Origin of the sequence: Microbacterium sp. 2FI (genome assembly GCF_005502885.1) — a bacterium.
Classification (GTDB): domain Bacteria; phylum Actinomycetota; class Actinomycetes; order Actinomycetales; family Microbacteriaceae; genus Microbacterium.
Map to the genome: position 1 here is coordinate 71726 of NZ_SCMR01000005.1, position 18893 is coordinate 90618.

Here is an 18893-nt window from a genome sequence, read left to right on the forward strand (position 1 = left end):
GCGCCAGCCTAGACCCGGGTGCCTCGCCGCGGCAGCGACAGCAGACCGCCGACGACGACGAGCAGCGCACCGAGACCAGCCGCGATCCACGGCGTCTCGACCGGGATCTCGAGGTAGGTCGTGATGCCGAGGATCCGCGCGAGGCCCCACGGCAGCAGGCCCATCTCGTCGTTCCAGATCGTCAGCGCGGACTCGAGTCCGATCGCGCCGATCACGACGGCCGGCACGAAGAGCCCGGCGCCGATGCCGGCGAGGACGAACCCGGACGCGCGGCGGCCGCCGACCTGACTCGACAGCGCCCAGCCCGCGGCGACGAACACCCACACGAACAGAGCGAACGCGACCGCGATGTAGAGCGTGCGGAAGAGCGGCTCGGTCCAGAACGCGAACCAGTAGCCGCCCGGCCCCGTGAACGACAGTGCGGCGAGGGTGACGATGCAGCGCAACACGATCACTCCGCCGACCGCGGCGATCACCGGCCACGGCGAGCGCCTGCCGACGCACACGCGCACGACGAGCAGGAACATCAGCCACGCTCCGAGCACGACCGCCAGGTGCGTCCACGACAGGAACGACGTCTGCACCGCGCGTGTGGCCACCAGAAGTGCGGCGGGCACGACGAGCATGAGCCAGCGGTCGAGCTCGAGCGTGCCGAGCGTCGATTCCCGCGCGCGCCACGGCCGCGTCGAGGCGAGCCAGGTCGCGCGGGCGGCCGCGGCGCCCGGGCGACGGACGAGGCGCGTGCGGGCTGCGAGGATGCCGATGAGCACCCACGCTGCGGCGAGGACAAGCAACCCGCGCGCGAGCCACGCCATCGTCAGGTCGCGCTCCGCCCGCTCGACGCCGAGCTGCGCGGCGGTCAGGTTGAACGCCGGGTGGTCGATGTCGCCTGTGTAGGTCTCGAGATGTGCGGCGGCGAGCTCGTCGAACACGATGCGATCGGCATCCCACGCCGCGTGCGCCGCGGGAGAGAGCGTGTCGTGCCACTCCCCCTGGTGCAGGATCATCGCGCGGTAGGCCGTCAACAGCCGCAGCACGTCGACCTCGTAGTCCAGCGCCGCCGTGAAAGCGTCGCGCATGCCGGCATCGTGCCAGGCGCCGGCATCCGTCTCGGCCACGAGGTCGCGCATGCGCTCCGCCGTCGCGACCGCCTCGTCGCCACCCGCGATCGCGGCATCGATGTCGCCGCCCGTAGCGTCGCGGGCGATCGCGTAGAGCACATCGAGCACGGCCGAGTCGCCGGTGAGGATGTCCCACTCGAAGATCCACATCATCGGCGGCGGCTCGAGGCCGATCGCGAAGACGCGCTGGTCGGCGAACTGCTCGATGTACATGCCCTGCGTGATCGCGTCGCGCGAGAGGCCCATCGCCTGGGTGATCGCGGCGAGGGGCTCCGGGTCGTCCGAGAACCACTCGCGCGCCCAGTCCGCCGTGACGGCGTCGACGTCGACATCGGGATCTCGTGCGAGGGATGCCGCCACCTGCGTGTTCAGCTCGTAGAGCTGCCAGAATCCGGCCTTGAGATACAGCGTCATGGGGCCGGCGCGCCACGGGCCGCCGTCCTGCGTCCACACCCACACGCCCTCGATGCGGTCGTTGGCCGCGAGAAGCTCTTGCAGCGCCCACTGGTACTCGCGCCCGAGGTCGTTGGCGAAGGCGCCGAAGTTCTCGAACTCGCGGCGGCTCTGGAACTCCACGACGCGGCGCTGCGATCCCTGCTCGAGCGTGTCGTTGAGGGGCAGCCAGGTATAGAAGTCGCCGAGTGTGTACTTGGTCGACACGATGAGCGCGGGTGAGTCGATGCCACCGAGGACGGCCTCGTACGATTCGGCGTTGGTGTGCATGTCGCCGACGGCGCCGACGCCGACGCTCCAGGTGCGGAAGATCACTTCGCGCTCGGATGCCTCGGCCTGGGCCGTGAGGCTCTCGAGCATCGCGCGCACGCCGTCGACAGTCGTGACCGCGAGCGCCGAGTACACATCCCATCCCTCGACGTCATAGACCTGACCGGCCTCGCCGATGCGGATCAGCACGCCGTCGAGCGCGGGGGCGGCGGCGTAGAGCTCGTCGAGGCCCGCCGCGTACACGTCCCACAGTTCGGGGTTCTCGGTGTCGAGCGACCCGAACCGATCGACCAGGAAGCCCTCGAGGGGGCCGGTGAGCGCGAGCATGTCGGTGCGCAGGAACACCTTCATGCCGAGCTCGTCGGCGTGCTCCCAGAACGGCGCGAAGGCACCGCGGACGGCGAGCGCCTTCTCGCGGTGGTCGTCGCCGTCGGCGTAGACCGGGCCGCCGGGCGCATCGTCGAAGGTGACGAACTCGACGAATCCGGGGAAGGCGACCGCGTTCGACCCGTTGGCGAGCGAGTGCCGCACGAACGCGTCGAAATCGTCGAACGCCTCGGCGAGCGCCGCCTCGTCGATGTACGGCGCCTCGGGCAGGATGACGTCGGCGAACGCCTTCGACGCGTGCGAGTAGTCGGTGCCGGCCTCCCATTCGGCGGGGTCCGGGTCGACGCCGACGGCGCCGAGGTCGACCATGCGCAGCGGCAGGCGGGAGACGTCGTGCTCGCCGAGTCCGCCGGTGACCCCACGCCCGGCACGCACCGCAGCGGCGATGTCGTAGACGCCGCGGACGGCGCCGACCTCGGTGGTCGCGCTGATCCGGAGCGCCGTGGCGCTGCCGTCGAGGCGGTATGAGTCGTCGGCCGGGTCCGCGTCGCCGGGACCATCGACCACAACGGCGAGGGACGCCGCGCCCTGCGCGCCGCGCGCGGCGACGGCATCCGTCAATTCATCGATCGCCGCGTCGACGCGCATCGAGTCGGGAGCGTCGATCGTCGTGAACTGCGGAGGCGCGACCGCGTCGGCGATCGCGGGTGCGGCGGCGGCGGCCGGCTGCATCTGCTCGGCAGGCTCGGTGCGGATGCCGAGCGCGTCGCCCACGACGATCCCGAGCCCGGCGCCCAGAGCCAGCAGCACGATGGCGGTGACGACGGCGAGGATGCCTCGCCGTGTCGCCTGCGTCATGGATGAAGCCTAATCCCCCGGTGACTCCCGCAATTCCGCGCGAGTCGTGGTCGCGTTCGACGGAGCGAGCAGCCCGACTCAGGCGCTTCGGACCCGCTTCCACGCGTCGGTGATGCCGTCGAGCGCAGCGTCAAGGCCGTCGAGCCGTGTTCCCGCGTCGGCCCGCGCATCGCGCGCGAGGTCGTCGTAGAGCTGTACGGGCTCGATCGCGCGCGCTGCGAGGGAGCGAACGCGATCGATGCGGTCGGCGAAGATCACGAGGTCGCGGTGGTCGCCCAGCACGTCGTGCACGACCTCACCGGCGACCGCAAGCTCGGTGATCGCGTCGGGAAGGATCGTCGGCGCCGCCTCTGTCATCGCTTCCGCGACGTAGCGGAGGCGCCGACCGGCCTTGCGGACGTCGTGGAACGAATTGTCGGTTCCGTCCATCCGGCGTCGCGCTCCGTCGACCCGCTCCACCTCTCGCGCGAGCACCCGACGGAGCTGCTTCTTCGCCTTCCGATCGCCCTCCAGCACGTCCGGGTCGCGCGCGAACCCGCGCAGCAGGTCGTCCGCCTCGACGATCCGGGGTCCGGCGGCGAGGTCGATCAGGCGCGCGTGCAGACGCGAGTACTCCCCCCGCTCTTCGTCGACGAGCCGCCGCCAGATCGCGGATTCATCGGTCACTCCCCGCTCCTGCAGCGCCGTCGCGGCAACGGCGGCGCGCACTTCGGCGTCGCGGACGATGCCCAACTGCGTGCCCCACTCGCCGTACATGACTCGCAGGCGATCCGCGGACGGCTCGTCCAGCAGGGGCGAGAATCCGGCAAGGACGCTGCGCAGCCGCCGCACCGCCGTGCGGTGCTGGTGGACGGCGTCCGGCTCGTCGCGCAGCGCTGCGGGCTTCGTGTCGATCACGGCGGCGGCCGCCGTGTCGACGATCGAACGCACAACCGGGCCGATCCGGGGCGGCTGCGGCGACGACATGCTCTGATCGTAGGTTCCGCAGCCGCCCGGGGGTGTCGCCCCCACGCGGCTCGCGGTCAGCTGCTCTTGCGCATCGCCCGGATGCCGACCCACAGGCCCACGAGAGCGAGCACGAGCGCCGCGACCCAGCCCCACAGCACCTCGATCGCGCCGAGATCACCGGCGAACAGCGCGCGCTCGGCCTGCACGACCCAGTTCACGGGGTTCACCGTCGCCACCGCGCGCATCCATGCCGGCCCCTCATCGAGCGGCAGCAGCATGCCCGAGAGGATCAGCAGCGGGAAGATCAGCGTCTGCTGCACACCCCAGAACAGCCACTCGCGATCCTTGGTCTTCAGCGCGAGCGTGTACGACAGCGACCCGAGTCCGACGCCGAACACCGCCAGCAGCGCGAGCCCGATCACCAGCCCTGGAACGTTGACAGCGAAGCCGAACGGCCACGCGATGAGCACGATGAGGAGGGCCTGCACCACAATCGGCGCGATCTCCTTGAGCGCCCGCCCGATCAGCAGCGACGCCCGCGACAGCGGCGCGACGAGCGTGCGCTCGTGCGAGCCCGTCATCATCTCGTACTGCAGGTTGGATCCGGTCGCGCCGGTGCCGAACAGCACGATCATCACGAGCACGCCGGGCACGAACCACTGCAGCGTCTCGGCGACGGGCACGCCCGACGTGCCGACGAGCAGCGGCGCGAACAGCCCCAGGAACACGAGCGGCTGCAGCAGGCTGAAGATGAGCGAGAACGGATCGCGCACGACGGGCTTCAGCTCGCGCGTGAGCACGTTCCAGGTATCGCGCGCGGGGTTGGGGCGCACAGCGGTGTCGGGAGTGGTGGTCATCGGCTTGCTCCTGTCGTCTGGTCTGCTTCGATGTCGATGGGCTCGGCCTCGGTGGCCTCGCCCTCGCCCGCCTCGCGGAGCGTGCGTCCGGTGAGCGCGAGGAACACGTCGTCGAGCGTGGGCGGCACGCCCGTCGCCGTCTGCACCGTGATGCCCGCGGCATCGAGTGCCCGCACCGCGGTCGGCAGCAGGGCATCGCCGTCGGGCGCGGTCACCGTGACGGTCGCGCCGTCCGCGGGGCGCACCTCGCGGTCGGTGAGGCGCGCGACGACGGCGACGGCGGCCGCGGCATCCGCCTCCGACGCGAAGCCGAGCGTGAGCACGTCGCCGGCGAGTTCGGCCTTCAGTCGCGTCGCGGTGTCATCCGCGATCACACGGCCCTTGTCCATGACCATCACGCGCTCGGCGTACCGGTCGGCCTCGTCGAGGTAGTGGGTCGTGAGGAAGACGGTCGTGCCGTGCTGGCGGCGGAGGTCGAGGATGTGCTGCCACAGGTTCGCACGGCTCTGCGGGTCGAGGCCCGTCGACGGCTCGTCGAGGAACAGCAGCGGCGGGGCGTGCATGAGCCCGAGGGCGACGTCGAGGCGCCGCTTCTGCCCGCCCGAGAGCTGCTGCACCGACCGCGTCGCAAAGCTCGAGAGATCGAGCGATTCGACGAGCTCGTCGGCACGCGTTCGCGCGGCGGCCTTCGACATGCCGTAGAAAGCCCCCTGGCTCAGCAGCTCGTCCCGCGCGCGCTGCGCGAAGCTGCCGCTCGTGAGCTGACCGACATAGCCGATGCGCGCCCGCACGTCTGCGGAGCGGCGCAGGATGTCGTGTCCGACGACCTGTGCGGTGCCGGCGGTCGGCGGGATGAGGGTGGTGAGCATGCGCAGGCTCGTCGACTTGCCCGCGCCGTTGGGGCCGAGGAAGGCCACCAGCTCGCCGCTCGCCACCTCGAAGGTGAGGTCGGTGACGGCTTCGACCGTCTTCTTCTTGACCGTGAAGTGCTTGGTGAGTCCCTGCGCCTGAATGATCGGTTCGTTCGCCATGCCACCGAGGGTACGAGTCGATGCGGACAGATTCAGTCCGCATAGCATGAGAGAGTCGGAACCATGTCCGACACCACGACGCGAGCCCTGTCGCTGCTCAACCTCCTGCAGACGCACCGGCACTGGCCGGGATCCGAGCTTGCCGGGCGCCTCGGAGTCACCGAGCGCACGGTGCGCCGCGACGTCGAGCGGCTGCGCGACCTCGGCTACCGCATCGAGTCGAGCCCGGGAGCCGCCGGCGGCTACCGCCTCGAGGCCGGAAGCGCCGTGCCGCCGCTGCTCCTGACCGACGACGAGGCGGTCGCCATGGCGATCGGGCTGCGCGTCGCCGCCTCGCAGCGCCTCGTGAGCGGACCCGAGACCACGATCACCGCCCTCGCCAAGCTCGAGCAGGTGTTGCCCGCGCCGCTCCGGCGACGCGTCGCCGCCCTCGCCGAGACTGTGCAGCCGGCCGGCCTCGGCGCCGGCGCGCCGGTCTCGAGCGAGGTGCTCGGCGATCTCGCCCTCGCGTGCCGCGACCACGAGCGCGTGCGGTTCACCTACACAGCAGCGTCCGGCGAAGTGACCCGCCGCCGTGTCGAGCCGCACGCTCTCGCCCCCCGCCGAGCGTCATTGGTACCTGCTGTGCTGGGACCTCGATCGAGACGACTGGCGCACCTTCCGCGTCGATCGGCTGAGCGCCCTCGAGCAGACGCGGGTGCTCTTCGACCCGCGCCCCCTTACGGCCGAGCAGATCGAGGAGTTCATCCTCGTCGCGCGCTCGTGGGTGCGCCAGGCGGTCGAGGCGGATGCCGTGATGGAGCTCCCGCACGACACCATGCGCGCGATGTTCGGGCAGTGGGGCCAGGGCGCCACCGCCGAGGATGCGACGCACACGCGGTGGCCGGTCGGCGGCGCCGACTTCCGCGAGACGATGTACGGGCTGTCGTGGATTCCCGCCGGCGTCGAGTACACGACGGACCTCGCGGAACCTGCGCGCAGCGAGCTGCGTGAGACGCTCGAGCGGATGCTGCGTGCCCTCGATGCCGAGATGCCCGTAACCTCGGAGGCATGAGCGACGACGTCCAGGAAACCCTCGCCCGCGTCGAGTCCGAGGAGCGCGAGATCGTGCTCGTGCGCTTCGACCTCTCGGATGCGTGGAGCCTCGGCATCCGCATGCGCGAAGCGGCGCTCGCCGACGCCCTGCCGATCGTGATCGGCATCACGCTCGGCGAGGCTCGGGTCTTCCACACGGCCCTGCCGGGCTCGAGCGCCGACAACGACAGCTGGCTCGAGCGCAAGACCCGCGTCGCGCGCCGGTACGGTCGCTCCTCCTACGGCGTCGGGCTCTCGTTCCGCGCGGCGGGCAAGGAGTTCGACTCCGACGCGCGCCTGGACACCACCCGCTTCGCGGCGCACGGCGGCGTGTTTCCGATCACGATCACCGGGGTCGGCGTCGTCGGCACCGTCGGTGTGTCGGGACTCCCCCAGGCGGACGACCATGCCTTCGTGGTGGCGCACGTGCGGGCGCTCCTCCCCGCTTCGGCCTGAGTCCGAGGTGACGCGAATGCAGAAGCCGCTCGCGGGCCTCAGCCGCGGCAATCTCGTGACCGAGATCCTCGCCGGCGTCACGCTGCTCGCGATCGCGATTCCGCTGAACATCGGGTACGCGCAGATCGCCGGGCTCCCCGCGACGGCGGGCCTCTACGCCCTCATCGTCCCGACGATCGTCTACGCGCTCGTCGTGTCGTCGCGTCAAGTGGTCGCATCGCCGGATGCCGCAGCCGCCGCGCTCGTCGCGTCATCCATCGGCGGCCTCGCTGCGGCGGGCAGCGCCGACTATGCGACGTTGGCGCTTGCGCAGGCGATCATCTGCGGCGTGATGTTCATCCTGCTGGCGGTGTTCAAGCTCGGCTTCCTCGCGAACTTCCTCTCGAAGCCGATCCTGGTCGGCTTCGTCGCAGGACTCGCGTTCGACATCCTGATCAGTCAGATCGCCAAGATGCTGGGCGTCGGGATCGACTCCGGCGGCGAGTTCGTCGAGAAGGTCGGCGATCTGGTCACCGGACTCCCGACCCTGAACGTGTGGTCGCTGCTGATCTCGATCGGGTCCGTCGCCCTGCTGCTGCTGGGCCGACGGTGGCTGCCGATGGTGCCGTGGGCTCTCGTCGTCCTCGTGGTGACGACGGTGCTCGTCGTACTCGCGCACCTCAACCGGCTCGGCGTCGATGTGCTCGGCGAGGTTCCGGCCGGTCCCCCGGCTCTCACCTGGCCGATGCTCGACTGGACGCTGTGGCTCGCACTCATCCCGTCAGCGATCGCGCTCACCCTCGTCACGACCGCAGAGGGCCTCCTCGTCTCGCGCTCGTACGCCGAGAAGCGCGGATACGCGTTCCGCGCGAACCGCGACCTGCTCGCCTTCGGGGTCTCGAACATCGCCGCCGGCGCCCAGGGCAGCTTCGCGGTCGGCGCATCGACATCGCGCACGGCGGCGATGGATCAGGCAGGCTCCCGCACCCAACTGCCGTCGCTCATCCTCGCCGTGGGCACCCTGCTCCTGCTGCTCTTCGGCACCGCGCTGCTCGCCGACATCCCGTCACCGGCGATCGGCGCGGTCGTCGCCGTCGCGATCCTGCCCCTTCTCGGCATCCGCGAATTCCGCGATCTGTGGGGCAAGGACCGCTTCGAGTTCGGCGTCGCTGCCGCCTGCTTCCTCGTCACGCTGTTCGTGGGCGCGATCCCCGGCATCCTCGTCGCCTTCGTGCTCGCGCTCGTCAACCTCGCGCAGCGCGCGGCGAACCCCGCGATCGACGTGCTCGAGTCGACGGGCGACCCGCAGGAGTCTCTCCTCGACGAGGCTCCGGTCGGCACGGTGACCGCCCCCGGCGTGATCGTGATCCGCCTCGCGGCGCCGCTCTTCTTCGCGAACGCGAGCGTGTTCACGTCGGCCGTGAAGCGTGCGATCACCTCAGCCGGGGGCCCGCCCGTGCGGCACCTCGTGCTCGATATGGAGGCCGTGACAGATGTCGATGTCACCGGCGCCGAGGCGTTCGAGTCGCTGCGGGAGTGGCTCGAGACGGCCGAGGTCGACCTGAGTCTCAGCCGCGTTCGCCCGCCCGTGCATGACAGGCTCGCACAGCTCGACCTCGTCGGCGACGCGCGAATCTTCGACACCAATCGCGCGGCGCTCGCAGACCTCTACCCCGACACCGCGAAAGAGGATTCTCCGTGACGGAAGCCATCGGGGCGATCCTGCCCCTCGCCCTCGGAATCGCGATCAGCCCGATCCCGATCATCGCGGCGATCCTCATGCTGCTGTCGCCGCGAGCGCGGGTGACGAGCGTGGGATTTCTGCTCGGGTGGATGCTGGGCATCGTCGTCGCTGTGACCGTGTTCACACTGCTCGCGTCTGCCCTGCCGGACGAGGGCTCCGACGCATCAGCGCCGATTCTCGGAACGATCCAGCTCGTGCTCGGCGCACTGCTCCTCCTTCTCGCGCTCCGGCAATGGCGGGGTCGTCCGAAGGCCGGCGAGCAGGCGACGCTGCCGAAGTGGATGCAGGCGATCGACCAGATCACCTTTCCCCGCGCCCTCGGTCTCGGGTTCCTGCTGTCCGGGCTCAACCCGAAGAACCTGCTCCTCGGCGCGAGCGCGGGCGTCGCGATCGGCTCCGCCGCATTGGATGCCGGCGCCATCGCCGTCGTGATCGTGGTGTTCACGCTCCTCGCCGCCTCCACGGTAGCCGTGCCCGTCGTCGCTTACCTCATCGCATCGGAGAAGCTCAGAGGGCCCCTCGACGCGCTGCGCGAGTGGCTCGGCCGCGAGAACGCGGTGATCATGGCGATCCTGCTGCTCGTCATCGGCGTGACGCTCGTGGGCAAGGGCATCGCGGCCTTCTAAGGTGCGGCGAGCTGCGTCACACACCGACGCACGGCGCAACGGTGCTTCACGTTCGGCGCGAAGGTCGGAGGGTGGGCCTAGCGTTGTCGGATCGCGGCGATCCGGGTGGTCTCGGGCTCCGGTTCATACCCGGCAGCGTTGCGGGTTCGACTCCCGCCGTCGCGTCCATGTCGATGGAACTGAATATCGCAGATCAGATGGCTTTTCGGACTGCCCGAATGCGACCCCACACGTCGTTTTGCCCACATTTTGCCCACACTTTTGGTGGGCACAGGTACGCGTAGCCACGTCGTTGCGACTCGATCGCGACTGATTCAGGAGTGCGCGATCGCGGCGGCGCGGGCCACGTTCAGCGATGCCGACACGGTGTCGAGATCGTCGTCGAACAGGTCGGCGTAGACGTCGAGGGTCATCGCGGCGGACGCGTGTCCCAGCATCCGCTGCACCGCCTTCACGTTCGCGCCCGAGCTGATCGCGAGTGACGCGGCCGTGTGGCGCAGGTCGTGGATCGTCATGCGCTCGAGGCCGGCATCGTCGAGCGCCGTCATGAACCAGGACCGTGATGCACCCGAGGAGCGCGGGCGCCCGAAGTACTCGATCCCGTCGCCGAAAAGAATCATGTCCCGCGTCTTCCCCTCGCAGAGCTTGGCGATCGGCAGCTCGAGGAACTCCGGGTAAGGCACCGAGCGCACCTCATGTGTCTTCGGCGACCCGACGTGAATGTGGGCGCCGACGCGGACGGCGTTCTCGTTGACCGCGAGGCGCCGACGCAAAGCATCCACATCCCGCACCCGGAGGGCGGTGAGCTCTCCCCAGCGCAGCCCGGTGTAGGCGGCGACGTACACGAGGGTCGAGTGCTCGCCTGATGCCGCGGCGAGCCGCTCGATCTCCGCGTGGCCGAGGTAGCGATGGGCCTTGCGGTGCTTGCGGGGCAGGTTGTCGACGCCGCGGGCGGGGTTGTGCGGGATGCGGCGATCCTTCACCGCGATGTCGAGAACGGATGCCAGCACCCCGTGTGCCCGGATCACCACGGTCGCACTCTTCGGCCGCGCGCCCTGACCGCGCGTGCGGATGTGGTCGCGGCGGTTCGTCTTGGCCGTGCCGGCCGCGAGTTGCGAGACCCATATGCGCACGTCGCTGTGGGTGATCGCCGACACCGGCGTCGAGCCCCACCGCGGCATGACGTAGACGCGCCACGCGTCGTCGAGCGCGCGATAGCTCGAGGGCTTCAGCCGCGATCGCTTGGCCTCGAGCCATCCGGGGCCGAGCTCAGCGACCGTCGTGCGCGCCCGCGCAGGCTCGATGTACTCCCCGGTCGCCTTCGACACCTCGACCGTGGCGAGGAAGAGGTCGGCCTCGCGCTTGGTGCGGAAGCCGCGTTTGTCAGTCTGCCGATGATCGGGTGTGCGGTAGCGAACGCGGTATCGCTTGCCACGTGCGGTCTCGTAGGCGTCAATCGTTCCCATGTGACCTCTCCCGCGCTGCAGCCGCCTTGGCGTCCTCACGTTCGACGAGCGCCCGGATGTCATCGTCGGTGATGCCCCTGCGCGCACGGAGGGCGTTCAGCTCCTCGATGGCGTGGCGGCTCTGAAGAGCCGCGATGGCCTTCGCGAGTCGACGCGCGGCGGTGCCGTGATCGGTGCTCGTCATGTATCCCGCAGCCCGAGCACGCCCGATCCAGTTCGTGGCGGTACGCTGCTTCAGTCCGATCGAATCTGCGACGGCTTGAGCCGGATTCTCGCCGGATATCTCCGCGATCCGATAGATCAACGCAGTCAAGAGCATCGCATCCTCATCAGAGAGGGCGAACTCCGGGAAGCTTCTGACGCCACCGCGACTGCGAAGGCTTCGCAGCCAGGTGAGGTTGATCGCCCACGGCGGCACGGCTGCGGGGATCGCCACCCTCGCGATGGCATGCACTTGCACGGTGCGAAGGAACGCTCCGGAGATCTCGAGCGGATGCTCCGTTCGATCCAGGCCGAACGCCGCGACTTCGAAGCGACCGGTGCTGGTGGCGTACTCGATCCGAAGGTTGGCGATCACCTCCTGACCCTCCTCGAGCGCGGAGATCTGGTCAGCGCGGATACGCGCCCAGCCCTTCACGACGGGGCGAAGCGAAATCCCGGGAGGAACCATGATGCTCGGTCCTGACGGGCTGAACTGAGCCGACTGGTTCGGGGGATAGACCGTCTTCATGCGTGCATCCTCCCACATCGTGCGCCTCATTGACATGGGTGCGCAATCAGACTACCTTGTGCGTATTGGTGACATAGTGACGCAAGGAGGTCGAGATGGATGCCGACGACAACGAGTGGCTCACACTTCCCCAGGCTGCGACCCTCATGCGCATGACGAAGGCGGCGATCGCGCAGCTGCGCTATCGCGGGGTCGGCCCGAAGTTCTACCGGCTGTCCGCGAAGACGATCCTCTACAAGCGGTCCGAGGTGATCGCGTGGATGGAGAGTCGCGCGTGCACGCGGACGGACGACGTGCTCGCGTCGAGCTGACGCGCAGGACCCCACCCCGTCGAGACTTCGAGTGTCGTACTCACAAGCTCTTCTGAGAGTCTTATGGTTAACTTAGTTACTCATAAAAGGAAGCAGCGAGATTATGAGCACGCCCGCTCCAGGTACGACGTGGCCGGCGCTCGAGTGGGAAGACCAGACCTGGTTCCCCAGCACCGCGTTGGCGGTGGGTCACGGGTTGGAAGACTACGGAACGAGATACCGTTCGGCGATCCCGGCCCGAATCGCGCAGCTCATCCCTGACCCGATGCCGAAGGCTGCATCTTCCGCGGATGTGGCGGCACGAGAGCTGAGCCGCCTCGACGCGGAGCTCGGCGGACGCGTGGCGTCCTTCGCGCCGTTGCTGTTGCGCTCCGAGGCGGCCTCCTCATCGCAGATCGAGAACATCACGGCGTCGGCGCGTGCGATCTTCAGCGCCGAACTCGGCGCGAAGACGAGCCGCAATGCGGAGTTGGTCACGGCCAATACCCGGGCGATGACCGCGGCGATCGAGCTCGCAGACGTCGTCACCCCTGACGCGATCGCTCGGATGCACGAGGTGCTGATGTCCGGGCAGCCGAGACATACTCCGGGGCGCTGGCGCGACGAGGCCGTGTGGATCGGCACGCGCAGCGACTCACCGGTCGGGGCGGAGTTCGTTGCGCCGCATCATTCGCGCATCGAGGAGTTGCTCGACGACGTCACGGCATTCGCGAAACGGTCGGATGTGGCACCGCTCGTCTCGGTGGCGGTCGCTCATGCGCAGTTCGAGACGATCCACCCGTTCTCCGACGGCAACGGACGCACCGGTCGAGCCCTCGCACAAGCGCTGCTGAGACACCGTGGCGTGACGAGAAATGTGGCAGTGCCAGTCTCGGCCGGTCTCCTCGCAGACGTCGAGGGGTATCACCGTGCGCTCACGGCGTATCGAGACGGCGATGTCTCCCCCATCGTGACGGCTTTCGCGGATGCCGCACTGCGCGCCGTGGGCAACACACGGGCGCTCGTCGCCGACCTTGACCAGATCCGCGCGGGCTGGAATGACCGGCTCACGGTCCGCCGATCCAGCAACGCGTGGAAGCTCCTCGACGTCTTCCTACGGCGACCCGTGCTGAACTCGGCTGCGGCGGCCGCGGAGCTCGGCGTGAAGCAGCCGAACGTCTACCCGCCGCTCACTGCGCTCGTCGAAGCCGGCATCGTGAAGTCGAAAGCGGAACACCAGCTCGGGCCGTTCTGGCGCAGCGACGAGGTACTCGCCGCGCTTGACCAGTTCGCTCGTCGCGCCGGGCGACGCGAAGCAACCTAGTCCGCGCTCCCGTGGGCTATATCCCGAGCCCTCCCCTGCTCACCGACGGCTGCACCACCGGATTCATCGCTGCCGGAGCCACCGCACGCCGCGCGGCCCGGCTGAGGTCGATCTGCGCCGCGCGCCGCGAGTCTGCGATCGTCGGCTCGTTCACTCCGCGTCGCATCGCGTCGGCGAGTTCGTCGCGGGCAGCATCCGCCGAGCCGGCGACCACGATCGCCTCGTTCCATCGCCGCCCGCGGGTGAGCCCGACATACAGACCGGCGGCGTCGACGCCGGGCCCGACGATCGACGCGTTCACTGTCTCGCCCTGAATCCCGTGCACCGTCGAGGCGTACGCGAGGTGGGCGTGCTCGGCCGCATACTCGACCGGTATCCACCGCCGCTCGGTCGAGTCGGCGAGGTTCGTAAGTGAGATCCGATCGTCCGCGATGTCAGCGACGACCCAGGTCGCTCGGTTCTGCACGTCGGCGGCGCGATCGTTGCGCCTGGTCTGGATGACATCGCCGACGAGCATCCGTTGTCCGCCGCGGCCGAGGGCGACAGCATCCGTCGCAAGCTCGCCCGCGTCGAGCCGTCGTTGCTGGATCGCCTCGCTGATCGCGTTCGCGTCGTCATTGGTGGCGACCACGAGCGCGACCCGCTCGCCACGGCCAACCCTCTCGAACCAAGCGTCGACCATCGCGTCGTGCGCGGCATCCACACTGCTGACCCGAACGACGTGACCGCCGGTTTCAAGGTCTCGGGCGACCGTGGTCGCCTCGGTCGACGTCGACACCTGCCGCAGCCGCAACGTGAGCTCGCCATACGACGCATCCGCGAAGCGGTGCACCGATCGGAGCTCGACGACCTGGTCGGCATGGCGCGTGAGCAGGGCCATCGCGCCGACGTGGCCGACGGGCGCAGCTTGGCGCGGGTCGCCGATCATTGCGATGCCCGCACCGGTCTCCTCGAGCACCGATGCGAGAGCGTCGGCGCTCTGCAGGTCGACCATCCCGGCCTCGTCGACGACGACGCGATCACCACGCCGCAGCGCGAACCGCTGCGGGCCGAGATACCGTCGGCCGGTCGCCTCGTCGACCTCCCCGATGCCGAGGCGCGACCAGCGCTGGCCGCCTGCCGGGTCGGCATCACATCGCCATCCGTAGTCTGCGAGCAGCGCATGCAGGCTCGATGCCCTGACGCCGACCTCGCGTTCGGCGACGACCGCGGCCTTCTTCGTGGGCGCAACGAGCACCACCGCTCGCCGCTGCAGCGTGAGAGCATCCCGCGCGACGCGGAGGAGCGTCGTCTTGCCCGACCCCGCGGGACCGGTGATCGAGACGAGGCGGCTCGTGCCGGCGATGGCGGATGCGGCGGCCACCTGCGCGTCGTCGAGCTCTCCCCGCTCGCCCGCGTGCCGATAGGCGATCTCGCGCATCTGCTCCGGGCGTGGCAGAACTCCCGGCGCGGCGAGACCGGCGAACCGGTTGCCGACGCGGAGTTTCAGCAGCACCGTCTCCGACGCCATCAGAGCCTTGATGTGCGCCGGCTTCGTCGTGTCGTCGGGCACGAGGTCGACGGTGTCGTCGAGCGCTCGCGCGACCACGTCGTCGATCAGCTCGTCGAGAGTTGCGCGGTTGGCCGTCACTCCGGTGCGCGACACGGCCCGGATCGCTCCTGCACGCACGTCCCATGGCGAGAACCGCCCGCTGCTCGAGACCGACCGAGTGTCGGCATCCACAATCGCCATCTGCGCGAGGAGGTCACGATCGAGGTCGGCGATCGCGGACGCCTCGAGACGCGCGGGGCTGCGATGCCAGAGCAGGAACGGGTCGATCTCGGCGAGCTCGGCGAGTGCGCGACCCTCCCACTCCCCCTCGTCGACGTGAGACGGCTTGCCCGGGCGACCCTGCGCCCACGCGCGCGCATCAATGTGCTTCAGGTCGTCGGCGCCCGGCTCACGCCCCGGATGCCCGCTCCGCCACTCCGCAACGAGGCGCGCGCGATTGTGCTCGATCTTGTTCGAGCGTCGCGACAGCGGACGAACCACATGTGCAAGCTGCGCGATCTCGCCGTCGTCGTCGATCGTGTACCCGTGGGCGGCGAGGGCCTCGACCCACCGCGGATCGGTGCGAGCGGCAAGCTCACCCTCGGCGTTGATCACGGTGTGGAACTTCATCGCCACCCGCGAGTCGAGGCTCGACCACTTGCCGTCGACTCCCTGCACCTTCATGTTCAGCCACAGGTGCCGATGGATGTGCGGGTCGAGCGCCCGCGAGCGCCGGTGCTGGAGCTCTACGACCTCGAGCCGGGCGAGGTCTTCACGGATGCTGCCGCCATGCCCGCGGCGAGCGTTGAGCTCTCGCTGCCAGAGCGTGATGGTCAGGTCTCGCATCCGATCCTGAAGCACCTCGAACTCAGCGGCGATCTCGGGATCGAGGAGAGCGGCGATGCTGTACGACTTCGGGAAGTTGATCGTGCCGTCGAGAAGGAGGTCGGCGTTGTCGAGGCAGTGCGGCCTGCCGCGCTGCGCCCCCGTCTGAGGATCCGCACCTTCGATCCAGTGCCGAAGCTTCGTGGCGTCCAGAGTGTCGCGAGCGATTGATCCGTTGACGACCGTGAATCGCGAGACGGACGCGCCGCCGCTGTAGCTGAGTGCGGATGTCGCGCCGGCGGGTGAGGCGACGTGGGCATCGCAGGTTCCGTCGAATGCGTATGAGATGGCATTGCGGATGCCGCGGCCTGCCATTCCCCGCTTCCAGCTCCGCAACCCACCTCTCATGCCGACAGGATACATGCGCAGTCGTGTCACCACCAGGCATGGTGCCTACGTGCATTGCTTAGCGCTTGTGCTCAACAAGGCTTTCCTCGCGCAGTGGTCGGGCGTTGGACGTGCGGTGCTTCGCCGGCGAGGGTGCCTTGGACCTTCGTCTCGCTTCAGTTTCGAGCGGCGTCCGCGTCCCGCATGACGCACCTGACCGCAAGATTAGTGCGGGCAGGTCTTGCGGACATCTGCCACTCTCCGGCCGCGCAGAATGTTGCGGACGGTGACGCCCAACGTCGGCGTTACGTTGACCGACCGGCATGCGGGTGATCGACGCGAGTGACGGTGCGCACACTGGAGCCAACCTGCGTCATCAGCTCTCGATGGAACTGTGACAGGCTCGCATGCGTGCAGCCAGCCGACGTCTACTTCCTTGTATCGGGACTCCTGTGCGCGGGTTTCGGCGGATGGCTGGCTCTTTTTGCGGACCGGTTTGTGCGATGGGGTCGGCGTGGCGGAGCACGTTCATGTCAAGCATGCTCCTGCCGCGGTTTCTGCGGTGTTCGATGATCCGAATCTGCTGTCGGCCGCGGGGCTGGTCCCGATGCTCCGGCTCGCGCAGCAAGGCAGCCTGTCGTCGTACTGCTGACTAGTAGAAAAGAATCGAGACGGATTGGGCCGCGCTGATCGCATTGAGCTTGATAAAGAAGGACCCCTCGTTGCCCGAGACGCATCCGTGGCCGAAATGCTGTCCGTGCGCTGTCACGTAGCCAGTGCCCGTCTGCGTGGTCAGCCACGGGCCACCCGAGTCTCCTCCCGCGGTCACGTGCGTCTGCATTAGAACGCCAGTCAGACCCGCGTAGGCGCCCGCGCATGAGGTCAGGGTGTACGTCGCGTACTTCACCTCCGCGACGTTGAGACCCGTGGTCCGGCCGCTCATGGCGACGTCGTCGTCATAATCCCAGGAGGTGTCTATCTGTGTGACGCGCCGCACAACTGTCGTATTCGGGTTCGAAGGCGTCCCTCCGACAAAAACGGTAGGCGAGTAGGTCGTGCCGCTCATCAAGGCGGAGTCGGTCGACTGATTCGACTGGAACACGGTCCCTACGTATGTGCCGTTGTTGGACCAGACGAGGTTCGCGCAGTGTCGCGCGGTCGACCCGACGACTTGATTGCTACTCCATCGCCTCCACGTCCAGCCGAGCGTGCAGAGGCCAGTGGACGAATCGATCGCTGCGCCAGCTGTATACGGCTGGAAGTCGGCCATCCGACTCTCGGGGACCCACCCCTCCACCGGTTCGATGAGCTCAAGTTCAATTCGTGGGTCGCCCAACCCCTCGATCGCAGCAATCAACTTGGCAGCGTCCTTATAGTCCGGATCGACCTCTAGAATGACGCGGTTCTCCGGTATGTAGTGCCCTCCGCCGATGCCGCTGGCACCTGCCCACTCGACTTGATTGCTGAGCAGGCGGTCCGCGAGTGCGTCGAGCTCGACCCGCGAGTACTCCACTAGCTCATACGCCGTTGTCAGGCTTGTCCCCGAAAGTGAGATTGTCTTTCGTGCGGCCTCGAGTGCAGCGTCAGTCGTCATCCTGATAGTGAGAACCGCGCTGTCGTCGTCCCACATGAACCCTCCGTCGTATGCCCGGAGCGGGCTGAGAAGTTCCCGTAGGCGATCGCGCTCGTCAGATAGTGCCGCATCTCCGGTGATGTCTGCGGGCAATGGATCGTCCTCCGCGGGAATCTCCTTGTGATCCGGAGGCATGGAGTGGGTGTCTGCCGGCTCCGGAGACACGGAGGAGGTCTCTGCGTACGCCGGTCCAGCGACGGCGCCAGCGGTGAGGAGTCCTGCAACCAGAAAGGCGGCACACCATCTGCGACGATACATGCCTGAATGATATGATCCGCCCGATGGGCGTGCGATGGAAGGTGCTCAGCGCGGCCGCCGTAGTTACTATTGCGGGGCTAGCGTCGGCATGCACTCCTGCTCCGACGCCCACCCCCACGTCAGCTGATCTCCGAATTGTGACTAGTGCGAGTTCGGAACCGAGCGCCATGGAGGCGGCTCTGATCACCACACTGTCTGCGGATGCGGCGGGCTGCGTGATTGCCAACACACCTGGAGGCAATGTCACCTTGGTGTGGCCAGACGGCTACTCGGTGACAGGCGACGCCGCCTCATTCGATGTCGTTGACGGCAACGGTGCGACCATCGCACGCTCGGGCGTCGAGCTTCACATCGGAGGGGGTGGCGGGTCGTCCACCAGTGTCCAAGGCAATCCTGACTGCGCCGGAGAGACCGTCTGGCTAGTCGGAGCCGTCCAACCGAATCAGTCCCCCGAGTGATGCGAGATGACAAATCGACACCGTGATAGCACCTGACCCGGGCACTGTGAGGCCGCGGAGCGCTGTTCTGTGGCCCGTCAGAAGGGCTCTCTCCGATCGCATCGGGTGGCCACCGAGGCTACTCGTCGGAGTCGTCGAAGAACTGTTCGGGAGGCGTCTTGAGCGACTCGATGTCAACGCGATCCGTACCCCGACCCGGCCAGACAAGCACCCTCAATGTTGACCGGATGAGGGTCTGCTGTTGACT

At 68.5% G+C, this 18893-nt stretch carries 15 protein-coding genes, 1 tRNA gene and 1 pseudogene; 9 read left to right on the forward strand and 8 right to left on the reverse strand.

Going from position 1 to position 18893, the window contains the following annotated elements; translation table 11 throughout:
- Positions 1-8: 8 nt before the first annotated feature.
- From FFS15_RS06545 to FFS15_RS06560, 4 genes are all read right to left on the reverse strand, one after another.
- Positions 9-3029: a hypothetical protein gene (locus tag FFS15_RS06545; RefSeq protein WP_137844212.1), complete on the reverse strand. Its 3021-nt coding sequence runs from the start codon at positions 3027-3029 to the stop codon at positions 9-11.
- A gap of 78 nt (positions 3030-3107) precedes the next feature.
- Entirely contained in the window at positions 3108-3995 is an 888-nt protein-coding gene (locus FFS15_RS06550; protein WP_137844213.1) for a CHAD domain-containing protein, read from the reverse strand.
- Between the two features lie 56 nt (positions 3996-4051).
- Positions 4052-4834 carry an ABC transporter permease gene (locus FFS15_RS06555; protein WP_137844214.1) on the reverse strand — a complete coding sequence of 261 codons (783 nt, stop codon included), beginning with the start codon at positions 4832-4834 and terminating at the stop codon, positions 4052-4054.
- Complete coding sequence (locus FFS15_RS06560) at positions 4831-5913, reverse strand: ATP-binding cassette domain-containing protein (protein ID WP_349290454.1); 1083 nt, start codon at positions 5911-5913, stop codon at positions 4831-4833. The genes FFS15_RS06555 and FFS15_RS06560 overlap by 4 nt, the downstream gene beginning before the upstream one ends.
- A 15-nt stretch (positions 5914-5928) precedes the next feature.
- Between FFS15_RS06560 and FFS15_RS18840 the strand changes: the two are divergent.
- The 6 genes and pseudogenes from FFS15_RS18840 to FFS15_RS18595 all read left to right on the forward strand — a co-directional run.
- Positions 5929-6054, forward strand: a pseudogene (locus FFS15_RS18840) (helix-turn-helix domain-containing protein); the annotation flags it as partial.
- A gap of 385 nt (positions 6055-6439) precedes the next feature.
- Positions 6440-6919 (forward strand): WYL domain-containing protein, encoded by a 480-nt coding sequence (locus FFS15_RS18845; protein ID WP_249353791.1) that lies wholly within the window; start codon positions 6440-6442, stop codon positions 6917-6919.
- On the forward strand, positions 6916-7395 hold the full coding sequence (locus FFS15_RS06570) for a heme-degrading domain-containing protein (RefSeq protein WP_137844215.1): 480 nt from the start codon (positions 6916-6918) through the stop codon (positions 7393-7395). Before FFS15_RS18845 ends, FFS15_RS06570 begins: the two co-directional genes overlap by 4 nt.
- 16 nt (positions 7396-7411) lie before the next feature.
- Positions 7412-9076 carry a SulP family inorganic anion transporter gene (locus FFS15_RS06575; RefSeq protein WP_137844216.1) on the forward strand — a complete coding sequence of 555 codons (1665 nt, stop codon included), beginning with the start codon at positions 7412-7414 and terminating at the stop codon, positions 9074-9076.
- Positions 9073-9744: a GAP family protein gene (locus tag FFS15_RS06580; protein WP_137844217.1), complete on the forward strand. Its 672-nt coding sequence runs from the start codon at positions 9073-9075 to the stop codon at positions 9742-9744. The genes FFS15_RS06575 and FFS15_RS06580 overlap by 4 nt, the downstream gene beginning before the upstream one ends.
- A gap of 92 nt (positions 9745-9836) precedes the next feature.
- Positions 9837-9912 (forward strand) — tRNA-Met (locus FFS15_RS18595).
- A gap of 146 nt (positions 9913-10058) precedes the next feature.
- On the opposite strand, the gene FFS15_RS06585 is transcribed toward FFS15_RS18595, so the two are convergent.
- Positions 10059-11210, reverse strand: coding sequence for a tyrosine-type recombinase/integrase (locus FFS15_RS06585; RefSeq protein WP_137844218.1), 1152 nt, complete (start codon positions 11208-11210; stop codon positions 10059-10061).
- On the reverse strand, positions 11197-11940 hold the full coding sequence (locus FFS15_RS06590; RefSeq protein ID WP_137844219.1) for a hypothetical protein: 744 nt from the start codon (positions 11938-11940) through the stop codon (positions 11197-11199). The genes FFS15_RS06585 and FFS15_RS06590 overlap by 14 nt, the downstream gene beginning before the upstream one ends.
- A gap of 95 nt (positions 11941-12035) precedes the next feature.
- Between FFS15_RS06590 and FFS15_RS06595 the strand changes: the two genes are divergently transcribed.
- Together FFS15_RS06595 and FFS15_RS06600 are read left to right on the forward strand one after the other, a co-directional pair.
- Positions 12036-12251, forward strand: a complete 216-nt coding sequence (locus FFS15_RS06595; RefSeq protein WP_137844220.1) for a helix-turn-helix domain-containing protein — start codon at positions 12036-12038, stop codon at positions 12249-12251.
- A 103-nt stretch (positions 12252-12354) separates the two neighbouring features.
- Positions 12355-13554, forward strand: coding sequence for a Fic family protein (locus FFS15_RS06600; protein ID WP_137844221.1), 1200 nt, complete (start codon positions 12355-12357; stop codon positions 13552-13554).
- A 16-nt stretch (positions 13555-13570) separates the two neighbouring features.
- Here the strand turns inward: FFS15_RS06600 and FFS15_RS06605 are convergent, their stop codons facing one another.
- The gene (locus FFS15_RS06605) at positions 13571-16318 is read right to left on the reverse strand and encodes an AAA family ATPase (protein WP_137844222.1); all 2748 of its coding nucleotides are present in this window, start codon (positions 16316-16318) and stop codon (positions 13571-13573) included.
- A 493-nt stretch (positions 16319-16811) separates the two neighbouring features.
- Between FFS15_RS06605 and FFS15_RS18600 the strand changes: the two genes are divergently transcribed.
- Positions 16812-16949 (forward strand): hypothetical protein, encoded by a 138-nt coding sequence (locus FFS15_RS18600; protein WP_171013105.1) that lies wholly within the window; start codon positions 16812-16814, stop codon positions 16947-16949.
- On the opposite strand, the gene FFS15_RS06610 is transcribed toward FFS15_RS18600, so the two are convergent.
- A complete protein-coding gene (locus FFS15_RS06610) occupies positions 16950-18188 on the reverse strand; it encodes a hypothetical protein (protein ID WP_137844223.1) in 1239 nt (412 codons plus the stop codon).
- Positions 18189-18893 lie beyond the last annotated feature (705 nt).

What these genes read in the sequence shown, in the direction of transcription:
- FFS15_RS06545 (WP_137844212.1), bottom strand. Translation starts at nt 3,029, where the DNA reads ATGACGCAGGCGACACGGCGAGGCATCCTCGCCGTCGTCACCGCCATC.
- FFS15_RS06550 (WP_137844213.1), bottom strand. Translation starts at nt 3,995, where the DNA reads ATGTCGTCGCCGCAGCCGCCCCGGATCGGCCCGGTTGTGCGTTCGATC.
- FFS15_RS06555 (WP_137844214.1), bottom strand. Translation starts at nt 4,834, where the DNA reads ATGACCACCACTCCCGACACCGCTGTGCGCCCCAACCCCGCGCGCGAT.
- FFS15_RS06560 (WP_349290454.1), bottom strand. Translation starts at nt 5,913, where the DNA reads ATGCTATGCGGACTGAATCTGTCCGCATCGACTCGTACCCTCGGTGGC.
- FFS15_RS06570 (WP_137844215.1), top strand. Translation starts at nt 6,916, where the DNA reads ATGAGCGACGACGTCCAGGAAACCCTCGCCCGCGTCGAGTCCGAGGAG.
- FFS15_RS06575 (WP_137844216.1), top strand. Translation starts at nt 7,412, where the DNA reads ATGCAGAAGCCGCTCGCGGGCCTCAGCCGCGGCAATCTCGTGACCGAG.
- FFS15_RS06585 (WP_137844218.1), bottom strand. Translation starts at nt 11,210, where the DNA reads ATGGGAACGATTGACGCCTACGAGACCGCACGTGGCAAGCGATACCGC.
- FFS15_RS06590 (WP_137844219.1), bottom strand. Translation starts at nt 11,940, where the DNA reads ATGAAGACGGTCTATCCCCCGAACCAGTCGGCTCAGTTCAGCCCGTCA.
- FFS15_RS06595 (WP_137844220.1), top strand. Translation starts at nt 12,036, where the DNA reads ATGGATGCCGACGACAACGAGTGGCTCACACTTCCCCAGGCTGCGACC.
- FFS15_RS06600 (WP_137844221.1), top strand. Translation starts at nt 12,355, where the DNA reads ATGAGCACGCCCGCTCCAGGTACGACGTGGCCGGCGCTCGAGTGGGAA.
- FFS15_RS06605 (WP_137844222.1), bottom strand. Translation starts at nt 16,318, where the DNA reads ATGAGAGGTGGGTTGCGGAGCTGGAAGCGGGGAATGGCAGGCCGCGGC.
- FFS15_RS06610 (WP_137844223.1), bottom strand. Translation starts at nt 18,188, where the DNA reads ATGTATCGTCGCAGATGGTGTGCCGCCTTTCTGGTTGCAGGACTCCTC.